Source organism: Paenibacillus sp. cl6col (genome assembly GCF_900102125.1).
In the GTDB taxonomy this organism is placed as follows: domain Bacteria; phylum Bacillota; class Bacilli; order Paenibacillales; family Paenibacillaceae; genus Paenibacillus_B; species Paenibacillus_B suaedae.
This window is the reverse complement of record NZ_FNAZ01000002.1, coordinates 703058-724577: the sequence shown is the minus strand read 5'-3', so window position 1 is coordinate 724577 and position 21520 is coordinate 703058. Positions and strand designations below refer to the sequence as shown.

Here is a 21520-nt window from a genome sequence, read left to right as displayed (position 1 = left end):
GTTACTCTCCTGTCAGTAAAAGTTTGTAGGTATGCTGATAATTGCGACTAAATGAGGTGCTGTTTGGTTCTAAACTGTTTCCATCATCCTTTGTGATCTGTCCCAAGAGACAAACTCTCTTGGTGTTGTTCCTACATCACGCTTAAATAGTTTAATAAAATAGCTTTTGTTCGAATAACCGAGCAAATCTGAGATTTCCTCTACCGTTTTGTTCGATTGCAGCAGAAGCTCCTTGGCCTTCTGAAGTTTAACTCGATTCACATACTCAATAAAATTGATATTCAACTCTCGCTTAAACAGCCGACTGAAATAACTAGAATTGAGATTCAAATAGCTGGCCATCTCCTCCAGCGTTATCCGCTCCGAAACGTGCTGAATGACATATTGCTGCGCCTTAATCACTTCCGGACGCGAAGATATCGTAATCTCACTTAACTTAGCAGCCATACGTGATAAGTAGTCTAGGAACCACTCCGATAAATGCGACAAGGTTACGATTTGGCTTATCGTCAAATAGAGCTTCTCATCGGAAAACTCGCTTTGAAAATGAAGTGTAACTTTTATTTTCATATGTAAATCCAAAAGTAATTGCAGAACCCATTCTTTTACATAATCAGGATGAAAATGAGAGGCTTTCACCCAATTCGACCAATCTTGTATCGTCACCACGAGTCCAGACTGATTCTTAGCTGCTATATGCTCACTAATCCTGGAATAATATTTTGCATACTCTTGATACATATCAATTTTGCTGAATTCCTGCTTGGCCCATGTACTCACGCTGGATTCTGCACTGTAAAATCGATGCTCCAACTCCTGCAGCATAGGAAGCAGAGCATCTTGAATTTCTTTGGGTTTGCTTACTGTTCGACCAATGAAGCCGGATACATGGATTTTTAAGTACTGTTTGATGTTTGTAATGCAGGTCTGCATCATGTGATACACATATGACTGCTCAACACTCGGATCATCCGTTAAATAGAGAACAACCAAGTCGCGACTATTGTAGTTAAAAATAACGAAATTCCCTTTATCGCTCAATATCTCCTGAAGCACATTCTCCACCGCAAAAATAATCGTATGATCATTCAATCTGTGCACACGAGTCATCTCATTCAACCGATCTACAGAGAGGATCATGGTGACGTACTGTTTTGATTGAAGATTAATACCGTTTATTCCTGCTTTTTCAATCCAAGCATGCTTCGACCAGGAATTTTGATACAGGGTATCCTTCAAAAACTTGTTTCTGACAGCAGTCTGATTCATTTTGCCAAGTTGCTTGTAATGTTGAAATTCAGCCAATTGATCCTGTTTGGAGCATAATCGATGGGTTATCTTCTTTAATATCTGCTCTAATTGCTCTACTTCCAAGCTTTCCTTCAAAATATAGTCCTGAACATTCAGCTTAAGTGCTTGTTGAGCGTAATGAAATTCATCATGGCAGGATATAATAATCGCCGCAAAGTCAGGGTTAATTGAGCTATACTCCGCAATCAGTTCAAGTCCATTCATTTTCGGCATGCCAATATCCGTAATCACGATATCTGGCAATCGCTCGCACATCCGAATCGCTTCCAACGCTTCCAACCCATTGGAATACGTACCGAGCAATTCGATATGAAGCTGGTTCCATTTGACGGCTTGAGACAAATATTGAAGAACAGGGTAATCATCATCTACTACAATCGCTGTAAACATGTAGCTTCACTCCACTTCACGGTTTACTTGGGGTAATTGAAGCGTAATTGTAGTTCCTACATCAACTTCACTGTTAATCCGCATCAGAAACTTTTCGCCATATATTAATTTCAATCGCTGATAAACATTCGTCACGCCAATGCCAGAGAAGCCTGATTTGTTAGGCGCAGCATCTCCCTGCCCATTCTCAAGTTTGGTTATCAATTCTTGCAATCGTTCTGGCGTCATTCCGACGCCATTATCATGAATCTTAATCAAGAGGCTGCTATCTTCATCCACCTTTATCGTGTACGATTCGAGTTCAATTTGGCCGCCATACTGATGGAATCCATGAATGATAGCGTTTTCGATTATCGGTTGGATCATAAATCGAGGAACTAAGACGTGGTCACTACCCACGACAATGTTCTCGATCAACTGAACCTGATTCGCATGCCTAAAGTTCATCAGACGTATATAATGCTGAATGGTCTCGACCTCGTCGCGAAGCGATATCCATTCATTATCCCGATTAATTGTCATCCGAAGCAATGATGATAACGAACCGATTAACTTCGCATTCTCTTCATCGCCGCGAATCAGAATGTTTAAGCGAATCGAATTCAACAGATTGAACATGAAATGCGGATTAATTTGTGCTTGAAGCATCTCAAGCTCTGCTTTGCGTTTCTGCGTCTGCTCAAGCGTAATCTGTTCGATCATCATCTCGATTCGATCCAACATTTGGTCAATCGATTTGCCAAGTTGGCCTACCTCATGCTGTCCCCTAATCCCCGAACGAATATTTAGCTGCCCCATATTGACCTTGGCAACAAATTTACCTAACTGCGTAATCGGATTGGTGATCGCCGAGATCAGAATCATCAGTAGAATGCAGAACCCTGTAAAGAATAGAAACTGCATAATGAAGCTGGTGACTAATATCTGATTGTTAGGACCCACTGCCGAAGAATAGGGAACTAGACTGAGCAAGGACCATTTAGTTCCAGCTACAGGCTCTGACACATAAATATACTTTTCATTGTTGTAGACGAGCGTATTCTCGTTAATCGCATAATCATGGTATCGGAATTGTTGTCCGATGTTTAAGGAGTCCGACTGAGATAAAATCGTTCCTTGATCATCCATCAGCATAATTTTCTGTTCCGAATAGCTGTTTAGCTGACGTTGAATCTTACTTTCGTTCACACTGACAATCACATAGCCAAGCGAATGACCACTTGAGTTTTTCATCGTACGAGCGATGGTAAGCACCTTTGGTGACTTCTGCTTCGCTTCGAAATTGCCGTAGTAATTATCTTGTAAACCAATCCATGCCGTTGAAAAAGCAGCAAGCTTATCCAGTTCCTTGAATTCAATTTTTCCATGAAAGAAATTTGGGTTAAAATCACTAAAAGAATAATTCGTATACGCAAACCCATTTAAACCCAACACAGTGATGTACATATCTGAATTCTGGGCAAACAGATCATCCAGATTCGAAATCAAACGCATGTATTCTAACTGCTGACCTGAGTTATTACCTCTGGCAAACTGCTCCTTGCTAAGAGTTACATGTTTATTGATTTCATTATTCATTAAAATGATATTCGACAAAGATAGCATCTGTTCAACAGTACCGGATACATTGGAATCAACTAATATTAACGTATCCTGCGTGCTAGAAACCGCTTTTTGCAGCACAATATCTTTGGTTACATACGTAGTTAGAAAGTAGTTCACAATAAGTGGGATCATAAAACACATCAATGCCGCAATAACCAGTTTTGTTCGAAGTGAATATCGATCTATTTTCATAAATGGAACCCTCAAACGTTCTTCCTTTTAGAATAGGAACAGGGAAACGATTATCTCATTTCCCCTGTTACCTATATATAATGATCCTATCTAATTACGGTCAAGCAACAAGATCACATTTTCTATTTTTTGTTACTATTGATTACATCTGTGATCTTCTTGTCCATATTTTCAATTGTCTTAGCGATATCTTGTTTATCTAACAAGTACAATTCAACCTCTGCAATGGCGGCTTTCTCGACCTCACCAACGTAAGGAACCGGAACTGGCGCTTGACCAGGCTTCGTGTTTTTCATGGTATATTTTAAGGATTCCATATCTACCTTGGAAGGATCCTTCGAAGTGCTTACGATTTTCTCTGTCAACTTGTCAGAATCTGATTTAGCCCAACCGGAGAATACGCGACCGCCAATCTCCAAGCCCTCAGTTGTATACCATCTAACGAATTTGTATGCTGCTTCTTTGTTTTTGGACTTCGCAGCAACCCCCATGTAAGTAGGTTGTACTGGGGAGTAATGCGCAGCTGTACCATCCAGCTTAGGAATAGGAGCAAATGCTGCATGGAAGGTTGCAGGGATTGCATCCGTACCGCCCGATTCAGCAACCATCCAGTCACCGATTGGCACCATCGCTGCTGCACCGTTAAAGAACTGTGTACGATAATGCAGCTTCTGAGAAATAATGTCTTCGTATGGATTTGCTGTTTTATCTGTGTACATCATCGTTTTCAGCATTTTCAAGCTGGATGTAAGGAGTGGCTCCGTCGCATTGGAGGTTCCGTCCGCTTTCAAGAAATTGTTATCGATTTCTTTACTCTTTAACTGCAAGTTGTAAAGGTCTGGCCAGTTATGGAGGTATGCACCATACACTTTGGAAGCGCCTTCACCTTTTGTGAGCTTTTTAGCATAATCTTCGAAATCAGCCCAAGTCCAATCTTGTGGTACCGGCAATTGTGCTGCGTCCAGCATGTCTTTGTTTAACAGAACGAACCAACGCTGCAGGGAGGAAGGAAGCGCAAAAATTTTCCCATCCACGTGAGTATCTACTAGGTATTCGTCACCGTACTTATAGCCTTCCTTTTCAATGTAGCTATCAAGCGGTTCCAACAGACCAATAGAAGCACGCTGCGAGTAGTTTGTATACGGCATTTCGATAATGTCCAATTGATCATCTGATGCAGCCATCAAATCAAGCTTTTGCATAGATGCAACCGAATCGCCTTTTTCGTTTAGGAGATCAAGCTCTACTTTGATGTCTGGATTCGCCTTCTCAAATTCTGGTATGATTTTGCTCCATTGCGCCTTCGCATCTGTTTGCCAAGTGCTCAGCTTCAAGGTTACTTTCCCTGCAGAAGTGCCATCTGTTGCCGGAGTTGATGAAGAATCAGAGGAATTGCTGCCGCAAGCAGTTAGCGATAAAGCTAGTGACGCTGCTAATACAGTTTGAATTATCTTTTTCATGTAGACCCTCCTCATATGATGATGTCGAAAGTAAACTTCCTAATGTCGGTATAATCGTAACATGATTAAAATCCATTCAAAGCAGACAATTTTTACTGAGGTAAGATTATTTTTACTTCTTTATTAAAAAAGTAGATCATGATGTCGATCATGTTGATCGCCATGGTTATAGGCACTATACCTCGGATCCCAAGTAATCCGCAGATTGTCCAATTAACGAGGATATCTCCACAATCTAAGGGAAGCAGGAGATAAAATCCTGCTTCCCTATGAATTCGTCCATGCTGACAGTAACGTCAATTAATTGCCAGTTGCCTCATCGTACACAGATGCCGTAACCGTTTTTTGATTCATCATTGCGCCTTTAGGGACTTCCAAACCCAATAGATCTTCCTCTACAGTTAGTTCTTTATCTCCAAGCCATTTCGCATATAATACGATATCGCTTGTAACCATATCAGTATCGAAATTCCACTCATTGGTTAATTCTGCATCTCGGTACCAACCACCGAATTTACTTTTAGCTTTGGTTGGTGCTGTTGGCTCGGTAATTGTCCCCCCTATATCAGCGAACTTCTTCGTAACTTCACTGCCACCATTGGAATCAAAAGTTACCACATAAGGGTTGTGTACGCCGATCGAAGGCGTCCTGTCGCCAAGTGGATTGCCGAAGAAGTCCGTTCTCTCTGACCTATGAGGCAGAGCGTTCGCACGATCAACATACGGGCTTATTACCTTGACACCTGAACCATAGGCTATGTTGTCGCCATCGACAATTCGGAATCCGTCCATCACGCTGTAATCAAGCTTAGCATCAACGGTTCCACTGCTGGCAATCCAATGTTCCGGTGTAATCTTATAATCTTTCAATATGGAATATAGTTCATTTTCCGTTACGTAGCGGTTGGCAGCTGTTGTTACACCTGCACCTATATATCCGCCCCCGCCTGCGTTCATACTTCCAAAAAGATTAGCTGGATAGACAATGTTGTTCGTAAACCGTCCGGCTTTAAATGGAGCGGATGTTCCGCCGCCTTTTAGACCAACGCTGCTGTTAGCACCAGTATAAGCAAATATGTTATTTTGGAAGTAAATATGCAGGTTGGAGGCCGCTGGGTCAAACACTAACGAACTGTTATTCTTCAATGGAGAGATGATGATATTGTTATAGAATAATCCGCTTAATTCTTCGCTTGTTGAAGAACCTCCCGCAAGTAATACAAGACTGTTATAACTCTTGTTAAAATCCGGGCTACGACCGTCGTTCACGCTAATGTTATAGCGAACGATGTTGCCCTTGGCAGCATTCATCTGCAAGTACCAACCGCCATAGTTGTTCCGGCTGTAGTTATATTCATACACATTGTCCTGACAATAATTGTCGATATCCCAAGCCATACCGTCATTACTTGCATGATAAGGGTTATCTACAGCTTCATTGTAACGGAAAATCGTGCCTTTACTTGCCATAATCCAAGCTGCGGCATAGTTCTGTGAACCAAGATATGTTGGTGTTGTATTATTTGAACCCCAGTTCGGTACCAGTTTACCGCTCTTATCGCTTAAATAGCTGTATCCACTGTCCGTAACGACATTTCGTTCTACAAGGGAATTGTTCCCGCCGGACAGAACAATGCCATCTCCAACTGAACTAGAAACCCAGTTGTTTCTAAATACAGCGTTAGATGCCCAAGGATAGCTTGAATTGCTCCAATTGAGGCCCGTGTTGTTAGTCCCCGGGTTGTTTGGCCCATAAGCATTGTTGCGAATACCTTCATTATCGCAACGAAGGGTCTTATTGCCTTCAACCCGTACATCTACATAACCATTAATAATGATGCCGCCGGATATCTTACTGGCTCCATTCGCTTGATGCAGTCCATTTACATCATGAACATAGTTGTCTCGAATGACAATTCCTTGCATACGAGCATCCGCATAATCCTGAATGTTAAATTGACCTTGTCCCAACTTGGATATACGAGACATCACTGCAATACCGGAGCGGCCGTCACCTGCTGTAGTGTCGATGTTCGTGACTTCGATTCCACTGACTACCCAATAATTGACGTCGTACAACTCAATTGTACCGTTTAAGGAAATACCTGATGGGCTTGACGCAGTTCCTCCACCATTAATAATCGGTCGTTGGTTAGGATCGGTCGTATTATATTTAGTAAGTGTAATCGGATTTCTTTCTTCGCCGTTGCCGCGCAGTCTGATTTGTTCATTCCATACGCTGTTTGCATCCAAATAGATGGTTGAGCCTGGAAGGAATACGTTTTCATTTATTTTGGAAATTGATTTCCATGCTGTCTTCGGTGTGCGTCCATCGGCACTATCATCACCGTTATTGGAGAAATAATAATCACGGACTTCACGAGATGCAATGTTCAACTCGAAAGTAATTTCAGCAGGGTTCAGGTCGAGTCTAACGGTATATTTTCCTGGCATAATGTTGTTTCTTACAAATGCTTGTTTGTTAATCGTTAATACATTGCCGCTAACCGTATAATCCACAGCTTGTTCTAAGGTTGCATTACCGATTTTCACGCCAGCTAGATCCGCTAAATCAGGATTCACGGTAATTTTATAATCTTCCAAACCAAGAACATAAGTGCTGTCTTCGGAGTGAGTGTACACTTTAGGTAAAAGTTTTAATGTAACAGATGCTGTTGCTGTTTGGGCTGTTACTGCACTATCCATGACATATACGTCATCGATAAAATGCTTGTTCTGCATATCTTTAATCGTTCCGGCTTTATTGCCCCAGTTCGTAGCAAGCTGCAACGCATCAATCTTAAGAACATTGTTCGCTACATTAGTATTAAATGCGCTTCCATCTGCCATTTGTCTCTTTATTACTTGTCCATCAATTTTATAGGTTGTTCCCGTTGATGTAACGAACCATTGGAATTTATGCCAGCCTTTGCTGCGCTTCACGTCGACTGGATAGAACCTTCCCGTCGATCCGATTCTAACTGCGTAGTTGGTCTGGTTCGCCACCCAGTTGCCATCCGCATTCCCATAATTTATGGTGATATGTTCATTCGCGGACGGAGTAAAGCCAAATACCGCGTGATCACCGGATGATACCCCACCATCGTCGTAGTACCAGGCAGTGACGATTGTTGTCTTGCCGGCTTTAGGGGCGTAATTATAGGTTCCTGGGACAGTAGCCACCTGGCCAGCGCCACTCGTTGTCGCAGCCCTTGCTCCTGTGCGGGACATCACGTCACTTTGGACGTACCCGTTCTCACCAGTCGTAAACTTCTTATCCCCTTCAAATCCATCGTAGAACATCGTGTCAGCCTTATTGAAGTAATCAACGCTGGCATTCACGGTTACGACTTCGTTCTCTGTTGGAACATAGCCTTTCTTAACTGTTACGAATCCAGCAGCATCAACTTCGATCTTATCTTTGTCTTTCTCTGCTGCGCTGAAGCTAATGTTATCAGCTACGAACATATCGGCAGTATCAACGATTAGCCGCTGGCGCTCTCCTGCCTGTAAAGTTTCGTTCTGACGGATTAATGCAATGTTAGCTGAGTATGCTGAACTCTCCCCTGATTCATCAGAATCTAAGAAACGTGTTGTTGCGCTTCCAATCGCTCTAACTTTAAACGTATCATCAAAGCTCGGGGACAGAGCTACATCATTACTAGTCGCTGCGACGGGACTTCCTTTTGCAATTCCGTTACTGAAGAGCTGAACCGAATACGCAGATGCATGAGCAACGCTTTCCCAAGTAGCATAGGAACCGTTCCATCTACCATTTACCGGTGTAGATAAGTTCTCGATCGTTAATATTCCGTTAGCTGTAACTTCTTCACTTATGTTCTTTTCTGTATTCATGACGATAGCTGAAACGGTGTAATTACCCGCTCCCAATGCCCTCGCATATGGCAGAACATGATGTCTTTCATGATTGTTAAGCTGGTCAGGCCCCCCATTTTTAGATAAATAATAACCAACGGGTCCACCATCTTTGAACAGTGTTACAAGAGTATCCCCGTAATTGGAACTGCCTGTATAAATCCCTGTGTTCGGGTCAAGCGTCGGGTTAATTGGCGCATTTACCTGTGTATTTGTCTGAATCAACAACGGCGCAGCTTGGGATTTTACAACAGCTCCCTTTGCCGAAGTCACTAGGCAATAATAGAACTTTCCTTGCTGTGAAGCTGAGTCAACATTTGTCAGCATTAATACCGCATCTTTGGCTCCGACGACTTCCTCCCCGTTTAACCCTGTTTCGTCGTTAGCTACATACCATTGGTATGATGCAGCAGCGGCTGATGTCGTAACGCTAAATGTTGCTGTCTCGCCTAGGTTCACTTTTGCCGCGGTTGGTTGCGTGGTTATTTCCAAATCTGACACTCCACCTGGAGGTGTTAACTTCAATGTTAATGTTCTAGTACCCGTTACTGGAGCGACGTCTTTTACAACATAAAAGTCGTCGATAAGATGTTTATTATGAACATAAGAGATGTTGCCTGATTGGTTATTCCACCCTCCAGCAATTTTAGGCTGAATGGTTGACCCGCTCTTCATCGCTTTGTAGATATCATACTTTGCTGAATCAGGAATTGGAATTCCGTCAAGTTGCAAAGTCGCACCGTTCGGTGTAATGAGCCACTCAAATTTATGCCAGCCTGTGGAACGTTCAACCCCGCTGTCTTTCCAACGTTTCGCTGCTGAACCGGCTGATGATGGTGCAAATGCCCAAGTATATTTTGTCGGGTTATGAATAACGTCGACCTGTGAACTTTGATAGAATGTCCCGGCGAAGGTGGCGTTTTTACCATCCAAAATCGCAAATTGGGTTCTGGCAGTCGCTGTCTTCTCCTCATCCGGATACGGATCGTAATACCAAGCTGCCATTTTATAGTTGCTTCCGGCAGGTAAAACTACGTCTTGGCTTACATTCTCCGTATTCGTTGAACTTGTTGGTGTAATCGCTTTCAAACCAGTTCGCGGCTGAGCATCAGACAGTGTAAATGATGAACCAAGTTTGCTCGTTGCTGTCAGCGGACCATTGTTGTTCTCGAAGTCCTCCATGAATAACACATCTGAGTCATGATAATAACTCGTCGTGGCTGTGATCGTCACCGGGATGCCTGGTTCACCCGGAGCTGCAAATGTATAACCATTAGCTAATGCCACATTTCCGTTTTCATCAACCGTTAGTAAGTTCGAATTGCTTGAATCATAGCTGAACGCATCGATAACCGGCCCTTTAATCAGATTGCTTAATGGTGCACCTTTGTAAGTAAGGTTCACTCTGCCTGCATGATCCGTCGCTTGTGTCAGTTCCAGTGCAACAGAGTCAAAAGATTCAACCACTCTCTCTGCAGCCGAAACGTCAGGTACAGGCATTAAACCAGTCAGACCTGAGAATGTCAAAGTTGCTGCCGTAACAATCGATAAAGCTTTTTGCATCCATTTGGATCGTCTCATCTGGCAATCTCCTTTTCTATGAATTCATATTTATATAAATCTGAACCTATGAGAACCAAAATAGATTCAGATTTATATAAACGTAAGAATAGAATGTAACCTATTTCACTTCTAATTCATTGAATTGATTGCCGTTATACACAATCTTCGTCTTATCAGCTCTAGATGCAATCAACGCCCGCAAGTCAAATTCAGCCCGCCCGTATATCATGGAATCTTTCACTTTTTCCAGTGTAAGGTTGGTTATTTCCGGCTTTGTCATTAATGTGGCGATGACATCCTCACCCATGTATTTACCGATTACCGTCTCACCTACAGAGGCGGCCGCCAATGACTCCCAAAAGTATAGAGATTCAGTATCATCCTTGGATATATCCAATCGATTTAGTACTTTCTCTTCCATTGCTTGTCCAGTTCCTGCGAGCATGACCGTTAATTCATCGGCAGTGCGAACATATTCTACGCTCCTTGAAGCATATTCATCTTGTAACTCAGCATCGCCCATTTTCGTTTTTTGGACCTGGGTTTCAACCAACTCCGGCCAACGGGCGCCACTTACATATTGCATGTATTGGTATAAATCTAACTGAGGTAAACCGTAGTAAGTATCCCCTATATCCTCCATCTCAGCCCGCTTCTTGTTTTCGTCCTCCATGTCGGATTTCAGCTCGTCAAAACTTTTGTATGGGGCAATATCCCGCTCGTCAGCAATAATTTGCTCCTGTTTAACTCTTAGCAATGCAGTCATCGCAGATTTTTTGGCATACTCAGATGGTGTTTCCTGATTTTTTCCGTATTGACGTGTCCAGAAGCCTTCATCTACTTGCGCACCATAGGTTCTGTAGAAATAATCTACTGTTACCGCTCTCTGGTCGTTGATATAAAATAGAAATTCTTCATCTGTCACAGCGTATCCATCCACTGTAAACAACCAATTCTCAGGCAATGCAGCTTTTTTGTTAGTTAAAATTATCATGAATACAGCAAGTACAATTAGTATTACGGCTGTAAACCATATGATCACTGTTGGTTTTCGTCTTGTAAAACCCATATCAACCCACCTTTCTAATATGCAACTAGCTCAGGACAGGTAATAGTCATAGATGATAAGAATAAAACACTCGTTGAAAACGCTTTTATTAATAAATATATCTATTTTCATATGACCGACCAATTTCATATTTTGACCTTTCTCAGACGATTTTGACCGGATACTCCCCCCATAAGACAAAAGAAATGAACGCAATGGTTCATTTCTTCTAATTAACTATCTATCAAATTGTAGTGCTTCTATCCTTTTAAACATTTCTATCCCTTAACGCCTCCGAGCGCAATCCCCTCAATCACTTGCTTCTGCCCGATGATAAAGATAATGACCAGCGGCAAGATTGCTGACACAGCACCAGCCATCATCAAGGAATACGTATCTCCATATTGGTCACCGAACAATCTGATTCCAAGCTGAATGGTAAACAACTCTTTGCTTTTCAAGAAAATCAGCGGATACTGATAGTCGTTCCATGTCCAAATAAATCTGAGGATCGCATAGGTTGCGATGGCTGGACGAATAAGCGGCAACGCGATTTGGAAGAAGCTTCGCGCATGTCCAGCTCCGTCTATTTTGGCTGATTCGATATATTCGTTGCTGACACTCATAAAGAATTGTCTAAGCATGAAAGCTCCAATTACGCTAAATCCGTTCAGCAAGATAAGACCAAGATGAGAATCAAACAAATGTAAGGAACGGAAGAGCAGGAACTGCGGAACTAATGAAGCTTGAGGTGGAACCATATAAAGCGCGAGGACGAGAAGAAACATCGTATCTCTTCCTCTGAACTGGATTTTGGAAAACCCATAAGCCGCAAGTGCGCACACCGATACATTGAGCACAGTGGTTGCCACTGTTACATAAATCGAGTTTGCATAATATTTGACGAAGCTCCCTGTCCACACTTCCGCATAGTTCTCAAGCGCATTCCAGTTTCTCGGAATCCATTCAATTGGGAATGTAAAGACATCCGCCTCAGGCTTGAATGATGTCGATAACATCCATATGAAAGGAAGCAGGAATAGAAGTCCTATAGCAGCCATAATCATTGTGAAAATGATCTTTGAAACCGAAATTTTTTTCATGGATATTATTCCTCCGTTCTAGATCTCTTCTAGTAGTTAACCCATTTCTTCTGGGCAATCCATTGTCCGGCTGTTATGAATAAACAAATGAGGAACAATATGAGCGCCATCGAAGAGGCATAGCCTGTTTTCAACTGATTGAATGCAGTGTCATACAAATCGTAAACGATTACATTTGTTGAATTCGCAGGTCCGCCTTGCGTTAATACTTGAATGAGATCGAACACCTTGAAGGAACCGATGATTCCTGTTACTAGCAAGAAGAAGGTCGTTGGTGAAACATTTGGCACTGTGATTTGACGAAATTTCACCCATGTTCCTGCGCCATCGATATCCGCCGCTTCATACAGATCCTTCGGAATGGACTGCAGCGCAGCAATGTAAATAATAATGTTATAGCCAAGCATAATCCAAACTTGAATCATCATGAGGGAAGGCAATGCATAATCGATATCTGCCAACCATTTAGGTGGATTCTCAATGCCAAATGACATTAGCAGCTGATTTACCGGACCTAATGATGGATGGAAAAGAACCTGCCATACCATTGCGACGGCAACGACACTGGAGATATAAGGCAAGAAATAAACAACCTTAAATCCATCTTTGAAATAAACATGTTTGTCAATGAGAATCGACAGCAACAGCGATAAGATCAAGGTTATCGGAACCGTTATGATAAAGACCAAGTTGTTCAATAAGCTTTGTATAAACACATCGTCTTGGAACAAACGAATAAAATTATCAAAGCCTACGAATTTAATAGCGCCATATCCCGCTACGAAATTCCACTCCGTAAAGCTCAGCAATAGAGAGCACACAACAGGAATAAGTGTTAGGACCATTAATCCGATCATTAAGGGGGCTACAAACATATAGCCAGCTAGTGTCTCTCTAGCGCTAATTCCTAGTGATTTCTTACCTTTCATTTCTTATTCCTCCTCTGAGAAAATACGTCTTGTTCTATAGTGTCATTGTAATAAGAACGAAAGTCGCAAATAAGAACTAAAAACGTTCATTTTGAAACGAATTTTACTTTTCTCAGCTCATGCACTTGATAAAAAACAAGCGTTCTCTGAGTCTATAAAGAGAACGCTTCATATAATTATTTTAGTTGCGCGCTTGCTTATATGCCTTCACATACTGATCAGCCTTGGCACGAACGAGTGTATAATTGCCTGTTTCAATGGCTTCCTTCGTAAGATCCGAACCAATTCCTACTGCAAATGCACCTGCTTTGATCCAGTCACCCAAGTTCTCTACATTCACTCCGCCGGTCGGCATTACATTCGCGTGAGGCAATGGGCCTTTGATATCCTTGATCATCCCTTGCCCGAATTGACTTCCCGGGAACAGCTTTACGACATCCACTCCTAAATCTAGAGCGCTTTGGATATCGTGAATGGTCATAACGCCCGGCATGATTGGAACGCGATAACGATTGCACTGCTTAATCGTATCTGGATTCAACGTAGGGCTCACTACAAATTCAGCGCCGCTTAGCATTGCTTGGCGTGCCGTTTCAGGATCGAGCACCGTACCGACGCCAATTATCGCATTCTGAGCTGAATCAGGATGATTCCATGAATAACGGTTGGCAAGCTCTTCGATCGCCTTAAGCGCATGCGGAACCGTCATCGTAATCTCAATCACCTTAATGCCGCCAGCAATGGCTTCCTCGGATAGTCGCACCACCTGCTGCCAATTCTCTCCCCGTAATACCGCTACAACTCCTTCTTCATGAATCCGATTAATAATGCTCAGTTTCTTCAATTTCCTCTCCTGCCTTTCATTTATAGATAGATTCATTGGACTTAACGTTCAACATGCACTTTTCTACTAAGCTTCGCTTCTACCTGTGCCATTGTTGGGAGACCCTGCCAATCGCCTTCCGTCTGGATCACCATAGATCCAAGCAGATTTCCGATGCGAACAGATTCCTCAAGGGATTTATTTCTTAGTAAACCGCTAAGGAAGCCGGCACAGAAGGCATCGCCAGCACCAACGGTGTCTACTACGTGATCAGCAGCAAAATAAGGAATTCTAGCTTCCTTTCCGCCCTGTAATAAAACGTTTTCATAATCTCCGCCCTTGACGACGCATACGTTGCCAAGCTCATGCAGCTTCGCGAACAAAGCACTTTCGTCGTTAATTCCATAGAGCAGCTTCAATTCATCAAGCCCTGGCAGGAAATAGTCTGCTTCCGCCGCTAGAGGCAGAATGAATTGCCGAGCCTTCTCCACGCTCCAGAGCTTCAGGCGCAGATTTGGATCAAAGCTGACTTTAACGCCATGCTTGCGTGCAAGACGCACAGCCTCAATAACTGATTGACATGCCGTTTCGCTTATTGCCATCGTAATGCCGGTTACATGCAAAATGCGAGCACCTGCTATGTACGCCTCATCCAGCATAGCAGGCGACATTAGACTCGCAGCCGAATTTCGCCGAAAATAATAAACGGAGGATTGTCCGGCTATTACCTCACGCATCATGAGACCCGTTGAAGCAGCAGTTGTGCACTTCACGCGTGAGACATCAACGCCTTCGCCCCGCAATGCTTTGATCATCATCGTCGCCAGCGGATCTTCACCTAGTTGAGAGAACCATCCGACACGAATGCCAAGCCTAGCCAAACCGATGGCTACGTTGGTTTCGGCCCCACCGAAGGTGCATTCCAACGTATGGCTGTATTCGATTCCTTTATTTCCCATAGGCAGCATGAGTGCCATCGATTCCCCAAAGGTAACTACCTCAGGGCTTGTTTGCATATGGGACATACTTTGATCCTTCATCGACTTCCCTCCCCTTAGGTAATGAAAAGACTGTCATGGGTAATCCATAACAGTCCCCATTTTATGGGTTAATTCTATTGAATCGTTCATTCGGTCAATGCTTTTCAGGATTTGGATGATACATAACGAATATCCATGTTTATACTTTCGGCTATACATATATTTGGTTCTAATCCAAAGCTCATAAATATGATTGTCTTAACTATACACAGTCGAAATTTGCGGTACAGGACATATATTCGTGCATTCTCAAACGAATTTGACATGTTTACAAAAAAAACGATCCAAATGCTTGGATCGAAATGTATAAGCTATTTCTATATTTGCTCCATGAAACGAAAAAAAGCTTTTTATAGTTACCCTTGTGGGAACATAAAAAGCTTTACTCTGCAATCGCTCAATGAGTACATGACCCAATTCAATTCTGATCGCCACCAATGGAAATGGAAATTAAAGAAGCTGACTCCACTTGCAATAAGCGTAAATGTATCCATTCTACATAGGACATGTAGAATGGGGTATTCTACTCTGGCAGAATGGCAACTAAGGGAGAATGCCTGTCCAGTTGACTACTCCACACTTGGACTATGTTAATGGATTGAATGGATTCGTTGTGCTTAACCATAGAGCGTATGGTACAGGATGGAATACTGCGAGGTGATGAGACGCTAATTAGCGGTTAATTTCCAGTTTCATTACCCATTCATTATTGTTCCAAATATCGGGGTTATCAATGGTCTGATTCTCTCCACGCACCATAGAATCATAACTATCCTTTCCACTAGAAAACCAATCCGAAATTACTAACCTTCCATTCAAGTTCTGTACAAGGAATTCAGTCGGTTCTGCAAAGCTGCCTACATCCTTTTTCAAGCGCGTGTCTAGTTTGAAGTAGAAATAAGGGTTATCTTCACTAACAAGCTCCACTTTTCTAGCACCAACATCGATATCTGTCACCAAATTATCGGTTAGTTTGTTCTTACGGAATAATTCATGCTGGGAAGTAACTTTCTTTTGCATATATTGTTTCAGGCTTTTATTATCAATGAAAGCATCCAAGTTGATATCCGTGCCGTTCCAAATCGCCTTGTAATATGCAGACAGAGCACGCTCACACATTTCATAAGCGGTTTTATAATCCCAAACAGACAGACCATTTTTATCTTCTGCTAAAAATTCGAGAGAACTCTTCAAAGCATTCTCTTTCGTGATGGTTGAATTTTCTGTGTTTTTGGCTACCTTCACGTTGACTTCCATAGGAGTATTTTTTTCGTCGATATTCCCAGCAGCATTATTACACGCGCTTAGAGCGAATATAAGCACTAATAACAGGCAAACACGTTTCATTCTTTTCCCTCCCGTAAAAAATAATGATCATGGAGCAGCCATTAGGATTGATGCACACCACTTCTATAAGAATAGTTTGAAGTGATGTGCATCCTTCTTCAAATTTTACTTATAATAGCCAGACAATTTGATAACTCTTTTGCTATCACCTGGATAGACTTCTTCTGCCTTCTGGTTATTATTATATGAACCTTTTCCACTACGACCGGTTACCAATGCTCCTAAAACTAAAGCCGTATTAGTCTCGTAGTATTCCGTGATTATAGTTGAATGCCTCCAATTGTTATATGAACCACTCAAATAGAATTGCAGGATATCTCCAATAGCATATGGGTAACCTGAATTAGGATTATATTTGAATGTTGAGTAAGTAGTTACGGATCCAGCCGGTCCTTTTGTAGTATTGTTCACCAGAAAATCATGCAAGTTAGGGACACCTGACCAGGATGAAGAACGATTGCTCAGACTTCTGTAGTACCAACCCTTAGAGGAAATACCTGATCCATTTGTGTCATAGGGAATTGCGCCGCCAGCAAGCAAAGCATGAGATACAAAGTTAGTACAATCCCAATTTCCGGATATCTGAGAAAAATCGTAATAAGATACATTAGATCCGCCACTTGCAGGTGAATCTTTAGCCTTGTTGTTTTTTGCATAGTTGGCTATGGCTGTCTTATTTAACGAAGCAAGGGTAGCCAATGGTGTTATCTGTTATCACTTGATTGGTTGCCTCCACCCCGTCTGTACTAGTCATTTCTACTGGAAGTTCTCGATTAACCGAGAAATAATCAGTAATTTTTTTCTCAAGTTCCGTTTGTTTTTCGGCAATATTGGAGCTTTCTGAAATAGAGTTCATTGTAAGGTTACTTGAATGATCCAATGATCCTCTGACAAATTCATCATAATAGTCATCTGGCATATACCAATCGGACATCGTTAATCCCGTATCAGTATAGGTAAATACCACATTCGATACCTCGCCAAACCCAGACTGTACCTCAATTCCGACATAATTAAATGAAGCTTCTGTACTGATTGTTAGGAGAATCCCTTCTTTGGTCACTTCTGAAGATAGCAAGTTGAATGTTAAGACATAATTTTCTTTTTGTGCATTTGCAGCTTCTACGACAAAGTGTTTTGTATTCATTTTCTTTTCTACATATTCAGAGAGGTTATGGGCAAGCAATTTGGTATCATCAGTGAATGTTCCTTTAACTGATTGCTCTGTGCCAAGATCAATACGTTCATAATAATTTTTCAAAATATCTTTTGCCATAGAAAAACAAGATTCAACCGCTGACAAATCTAAGACATTCGATGAAGACTTATCGTTCAAATCATTGAGTTTATCAGATGATAGCAAAGTATCTTCAACAGGGCTCAAAGGTGAGTTGCTCTCAGCTAGAACAGTAGAACTACCCAAACTACTGACAAGTGCTGCAACGAGTGCAACAGTTAATAGCTTTTTCAATGATACGTCATTCCTTTCCTTTAATTTGTACCACATTAGTTCGCGGACAATCTGCTCTCAGTCGTAGCTATCAGGTAATGATAAACAAAAACAATGAATAACTTGCCTAGCATCGACTCCTCACTTTTAATATTAGTAAGAAGGCTAATCTAAGAGTATAAAATCGCTTGTATGTAACTCCTTACCTTAAAAAAGACGCTCATACGCTTATATGTGCAACACAATTATTCAGATTTTTTTTCCAACAAAACTGTTGGTACCTATGATCGATCGGACGCGAAAAGTTTGTATTTTGTTGCATAAATTAGTAAGAGTTTTTCTGCGACAATCGAATGTCGCTATAGTGAGTTCAAAGCGAGGGTACCGGGACGAGAAAGGAGGTGAAACTGCGGAACATCTGGATTTTATCAAAAGGACACTACAATGAATTGAACAGCATCAACCAGCCCATCAATTCGACAAGGCCATTTTGAGCAGTAATTCATCATACTCATCCATTAGAGCTTGATGACTCCCGGAAATTTTTTTAGTCACTCTCCCTCACCTCATTTTTCAGGAGATTCAATGCCCTACGTCTGGCTCGTGTTAAATACTGTCTAACGTTATTCACAGGGATACCCAATTGCCGAGAAATTTCACTATCTTTCATATCCATATTGCACTTGTAATAGAGCAAAGTTTTATCGCGATCTGTCAGCTTAGACAGCCTACTAAATATCTCCTGTCTGTCTTCTCTCCTGAATATCAATTCTTCTACGCTCAGTTGGGAGTCGGGAAGTTGAAAAGTTGATTAATCATATCATCGGTTTGTGCTGTACTGACCAATATTTTCTGCCGCTTCTTTGCTCTAATATAATCGACACCCATGTTTCTAATAGAATAAATGATGTAAGAAGTCTTTTCGCAATTTTCCATGGTTTGTAAAAGGGGAGTTTTTGGTATCAGTTTTAGGAAAACGTCTTGAATTAAATCATCTACTACATTGTAATCATTGGTTACTTCGTAAGCTTTCTTTCTCATAAGAGGGTAATACTGGTAAAATAAATCAATTAAAAAATCCTGATCTTTTTCTTCTTCAATGACTGAAAAAAGAATTAGTAGCATCTCTCAAACCGCCATTCTTAAATAGGTTCATTACTTTCTATATTAGTCAATTTGGAACTATATGTAAATAAAGTTCATTAATATGTAGAGTTACTTCATTACAAAATTTTTAAGCTTTAGATCCATAGCTACATTAACGATTCATTAAACGAAAAAAAGCTTTTTATAATTACCCTTTCGGGTGAACATAAAAAGCTTTACTCTGCAATCACTAATGCAATTCGTTTAAAATTTTTCGGGAAACTGTTTGACAATGCCTTCTGTCAGGATGTCGGCTAAATGAATCATATGGATCTCGTTTTTGTCGGTTGCTGCAATATCCGCTTTCCAATCTCCTTTGAGACAGCTCAGCACGATTTCCGTAATCAATTGAAGGTGCGTATACAGCATATCCTGAAGCTCTTTAAACTGCCAGTTTGGATTCGCATCGCTCAAAAATTTTGCGATCTCATCAGCGTTTTTATGCCAGTCTTCCTCTAGCCTCTTCACATCTGCCTGGTTGCCCGCTTTGGCCGCCTCTACGATTTTAACTGCGATTAAAATATGTTCTCTTAGAATTTCAGCCAGCTTATTGCCTGCGGCTTCCCCGTAATAAGGTTTGATTACATTTCCAATATCCTGCTGGTTCCGTAAAAGCCGATCCAGTACGTCCTTCTGGTCAGGACGATTCGAGATAGCACTGACAATATAGCTTCTCGTCCATATCGTATGGTCGATCCAAACCTTCTGCATATCGGTTTTCAGCTGCACCATTTTGGGACTCAGGCAAACCGAATCCTTCTTCTCGCTCATTTTCTCATTTGCCTGCACGGGTGCTGTAACCTGCGTCATGCTAACAACGAGTACTAAGGTTACAAGCAGCGCCAGCAACCATTTGTTTTTCATATTTATCTGCTCCTCCGTATGTGTGGATTAAAACAGGTTGTCTTAGTATGAGTTGCAGTTTCCATTTTAATACAATATTGTTCCGCTATTCTGCGAAGTCATGAATTGAGTGCATTCACCATCACAACAAGGGGTAATACCACCCAAATTTCTATGCACCGTAGTTTATCTCGGAGAGCTTGTAACACGCTAATCTCGAAGTTCAGGGATATCCCGGATCACTCACAAAAAGAACTCTCCAGACACAGAGGGTTCTTACATTCTTCTACAATGCCAAGAAGAAGACGTACATTCACAGATGAATTTAAAAGAGAAATGGCGAAATGTAAACGAATATAAACTGACTGCATCTGTACTGGATCGACGGATCAAACAAGCAAAACACTCAGGCTCCTTCTCTGAGAGGGACAATCGCATTCCTAAAGAGAAGAAGAATATTGTGGTAGCGAATTCAAAAACAAGTTGATCGATGAACCGCATACTACGTTCCAAATCGAACGTTGAAAGGGTTCCCTTATGATAACGCCGTTGCTGAGGCATGAAGCTGATGGTTCTTATAAGCTCCTAGCTTTTTCTCTTAAATAGTGCAGTCAATAAAGCTTCAGTACCGAATACATGACTTGGTTGTTTAACTTCTCTCATTTTGCGCATCTCAATAACTTCAAAGTCATGGAATATTAATTTCAGCTTATCTTCGGTGAATCCTAAACCTCCTTTTAAACTTCTTACCCGATACACGTCCCAATCTGACATCTCGGCCCCGCCGAATTTGCCACCTAAGACAAAACAAGTAATGGCAAATAATCCATCAGGTTTTAGGGCTTTATTTATTAATTCCAAGTAGCTGATTCTACGATGCGGTGTGATATGATGCAGGCAGCCTGAATCATAAACAATGTCATATGAAGCCTCTTCAATATCCAACTCAAAAATGTTCTTATGAAGAAAATTCACCGTTAATTCCTTTTCTTTTGCACGCTCTTTTCCCCATTCAATTGCTTCCTTCGATAGGTCTATGGCATCCACAGTACATCCACGCTCTGCTAAGTATATGGCATTACGGCCAGGACCACAGCCAAGTTCAAGCACCTTTCCAGGGTTTAATCGTTTGTTTTCGAAATACCCCACTAAATTCTCGTCAGGAACATTCACAAAGAAGGGAATGGGTTTGCCCCTATCGGAGTAAAATTGATCCCAATTAAACTTGGATTGTTCCTTAAGAAGAGTGTCCAGCATTTCAAACACATGTTCTGTTCTATAAATAATTTCCACTGGCATATACTATTCCTCCTTATTTTTGAAATGAAAATGAATGGATAACAGAGGATAAATGGAACTGCGATACTGATTCCATTTTCCAAGCCAGGGGCCTG

The 21520-nt window shown here is 41.6% G+C and carries 16 protein-coding genes; all 16 read right to left on the bottom strand.

The genetic code is table 11. The features are described 5' to 3' along the window. Nucleotides 1-69 precede the first annotated feature (69 nt). The 16 genes from BLS15_RS07330 to BLS15_RS07255 all read right to left on the bottom strand — a co-directional run bounded on the left by BLS15_RS07330 (nt 70) and on the right by BLS15_RS07255 (nt 21425). A complete protein-coding gene (locus BLS15_RS07330) occupies nt 70-1701 on the bottom strand; it encodes a response regulator transcription factor (RefSeq protein ID WP_021255550.1) in 1632 nt (543 codons plus the stop codon). Nucleotides 1702-1707: 6 nt separating this feature from the next. Then, on the bottom strand, nt 1708-3498 hold the full coding sequence (locus tag BLS15_RS07325; RefSeq protein ID WP_021255549.1) for a sensor histidine kinase: 1791 nt from the start codon (nt 3496-3498) through the stop codon (nt 1708-1710). A 122-nt stretch (nt 3499-3620) separates the two neighbouring features. Then, nucleotides 3621-4958, bottom strand: coding sequence for an ABC transporter substrate-binding protein (locus tag BLS15_RS07320; RefSeq protein WP_090510720.1), 1338 nt, complete (start codon nt 4956-4958; stop codon nt 3621-3623). A 300-nt stretch (nt 4959-5258) separates the two neighbouring features. Further along, a complete protein-coding gene (locus BLS15_RS07315; RefSeq protein WP_090510717.1) occupies nt 5259-10415 on the bottom strand; it encodes an InlB B-repeat-containing protein in 5157 nt (1718 codons plus the stop codon). Between the two features lie 100 nt (nt 10416-10515). Further along, the gene (locus tag BLS15_RS07310) at nt 10516-11466 is read right to left on the bottom strand and encodes a hypothetical protein (protein ID WP_090510714.1); all 951 of its coding nucleotides are present in this window, start codon (nt 11464-11466) and stop codon (nt 10516-10518) included. Nucleotides 11467-11723: 257 nt separating this feature from the next. Next, nucleotides 11724-12548: a carbohydrate ABC transporter permease gene (locus BLS15_RS07305; RefSeq protein WP_021255544.1), complete on the bottom strand. Its 825-nt coding sequence runs from the start codon at nt 12546-12548 to the stop codon at nt 11724-11726. A 29-nt stretch (nt 12549-12577) separates the two neighbouring features. After that, nucleotides 12578-13477 (bottom strand): carbohydrate ABC transporter permease, encoded by a 900-nt coding sequence (locus tag BLS15_RS07300; protein WP_021255543.1) that lies wholly within the window; start codon nt 13475-13477, stop codon nt 12578-12580. 181 nt (nt 13478-13658) lie between these two features. Beyond that, nucleotides 13659-14321, bottom strand: coding sequence for a bifunctional 2-keto-4-hydroxyglutarate aldolase/2-keto-3-deoxy-6-phosphogluconate aldolase (locus BLS15_RS07295; protein ID WP_090510709.1), 663 nt, complete (start codon nt 14319-14321; stop codon nt 13659-13661). A 41-nt stretch (nt 14322-14362) separates the two neighbouring features. After that, complete coding sequence (locus tag BLS15_RS07290; RefSeq protein ID WP_090510705.1) at nt 14363-15340, bottom strand: sugar kinase; 978 nt, start codon at nt 15338-15340, stop codon at nt 14363-14365. A 672-nt stretch (nt 15341-16012) separates the two neighbouring features. Then, on the bottom strand, nt 16013-16687 hold the full coding sequence (locus tag BLS15_RS07285) for a hypothetical protein (protein WP_090510701.1): 675 nt from the start codon (nt 16685-16687) through the stop codon (nt 16013-16015). A gap of 105 nt (nt 16688-16792) precedes the next feature. Further along, nucleotides 16793-17386: an amidase domain-containing protein gene (locus BLS15_RS07280; protein ID WP_175460732.1), complete on the bottom strand. Its 594-nt coding sequence runs from the start codon at nt 17384-17386 to the stop codon at nt 16793-16795. Then, entirely contained in the window at nt 17361-18158 is a 798-nt protein-coding gene (locus tag BLS15_RS07275) for a hypothetical protein (protein ID WP_139170647.1), read from the bottom strand. Before BLS15_RS07275 ends, BLS15_RS07280 begins: the two co-directional genes overlap by 26 nt. A 526-nt stretch (nt 18159-18684) precedes the next feature. Further along, nucleotides 18685-18906: an RNA polymerase sigma factor gene (locus tag BLS15_RS29935; protein ID WP_175460731.1), complete on the bottom strand. Its 222-nt coding sequence runs from the start codon at nt 18904-18906 to the stop codon at nt 18685-18687. A gap of 11 nt (nt 18907-18917) precedes the next feature. Next, entirely contained in the window at nt 18918-19262 is a 345-nt protein-coding gene (locus BLS15_RS07265) for an RNA polymerase sigma factor (protein WP_090510685.1), read from the bottom strand. Nucleotides 19263-19487: 225 nt separating this feature from the next. Further along, complete coding sequence (locus BLS15_RS07260; protein WP_028532958.1) at nt 19488-20147, bottom strand: hypothetical protein; 660 nt, start codon at nt 20145-20147, stop codon at nt 19488-19490. Between the two features lie 564 nt (nt 20148-20711). Continuing rightward, nucleotides 20712-21425 (bottom strand): class I SAM-dependent methyltransferase, encoded by a 714-nt coding sequence (locus tag BLS15_RS07255; RefSeq protein ID WP_028532959.1) that lies wholly within the window; start codon nt 21423-21425, stop codon nt 20712-20714. Nucleotides 21426-21520: the final 95 nt, after the last annotated feature.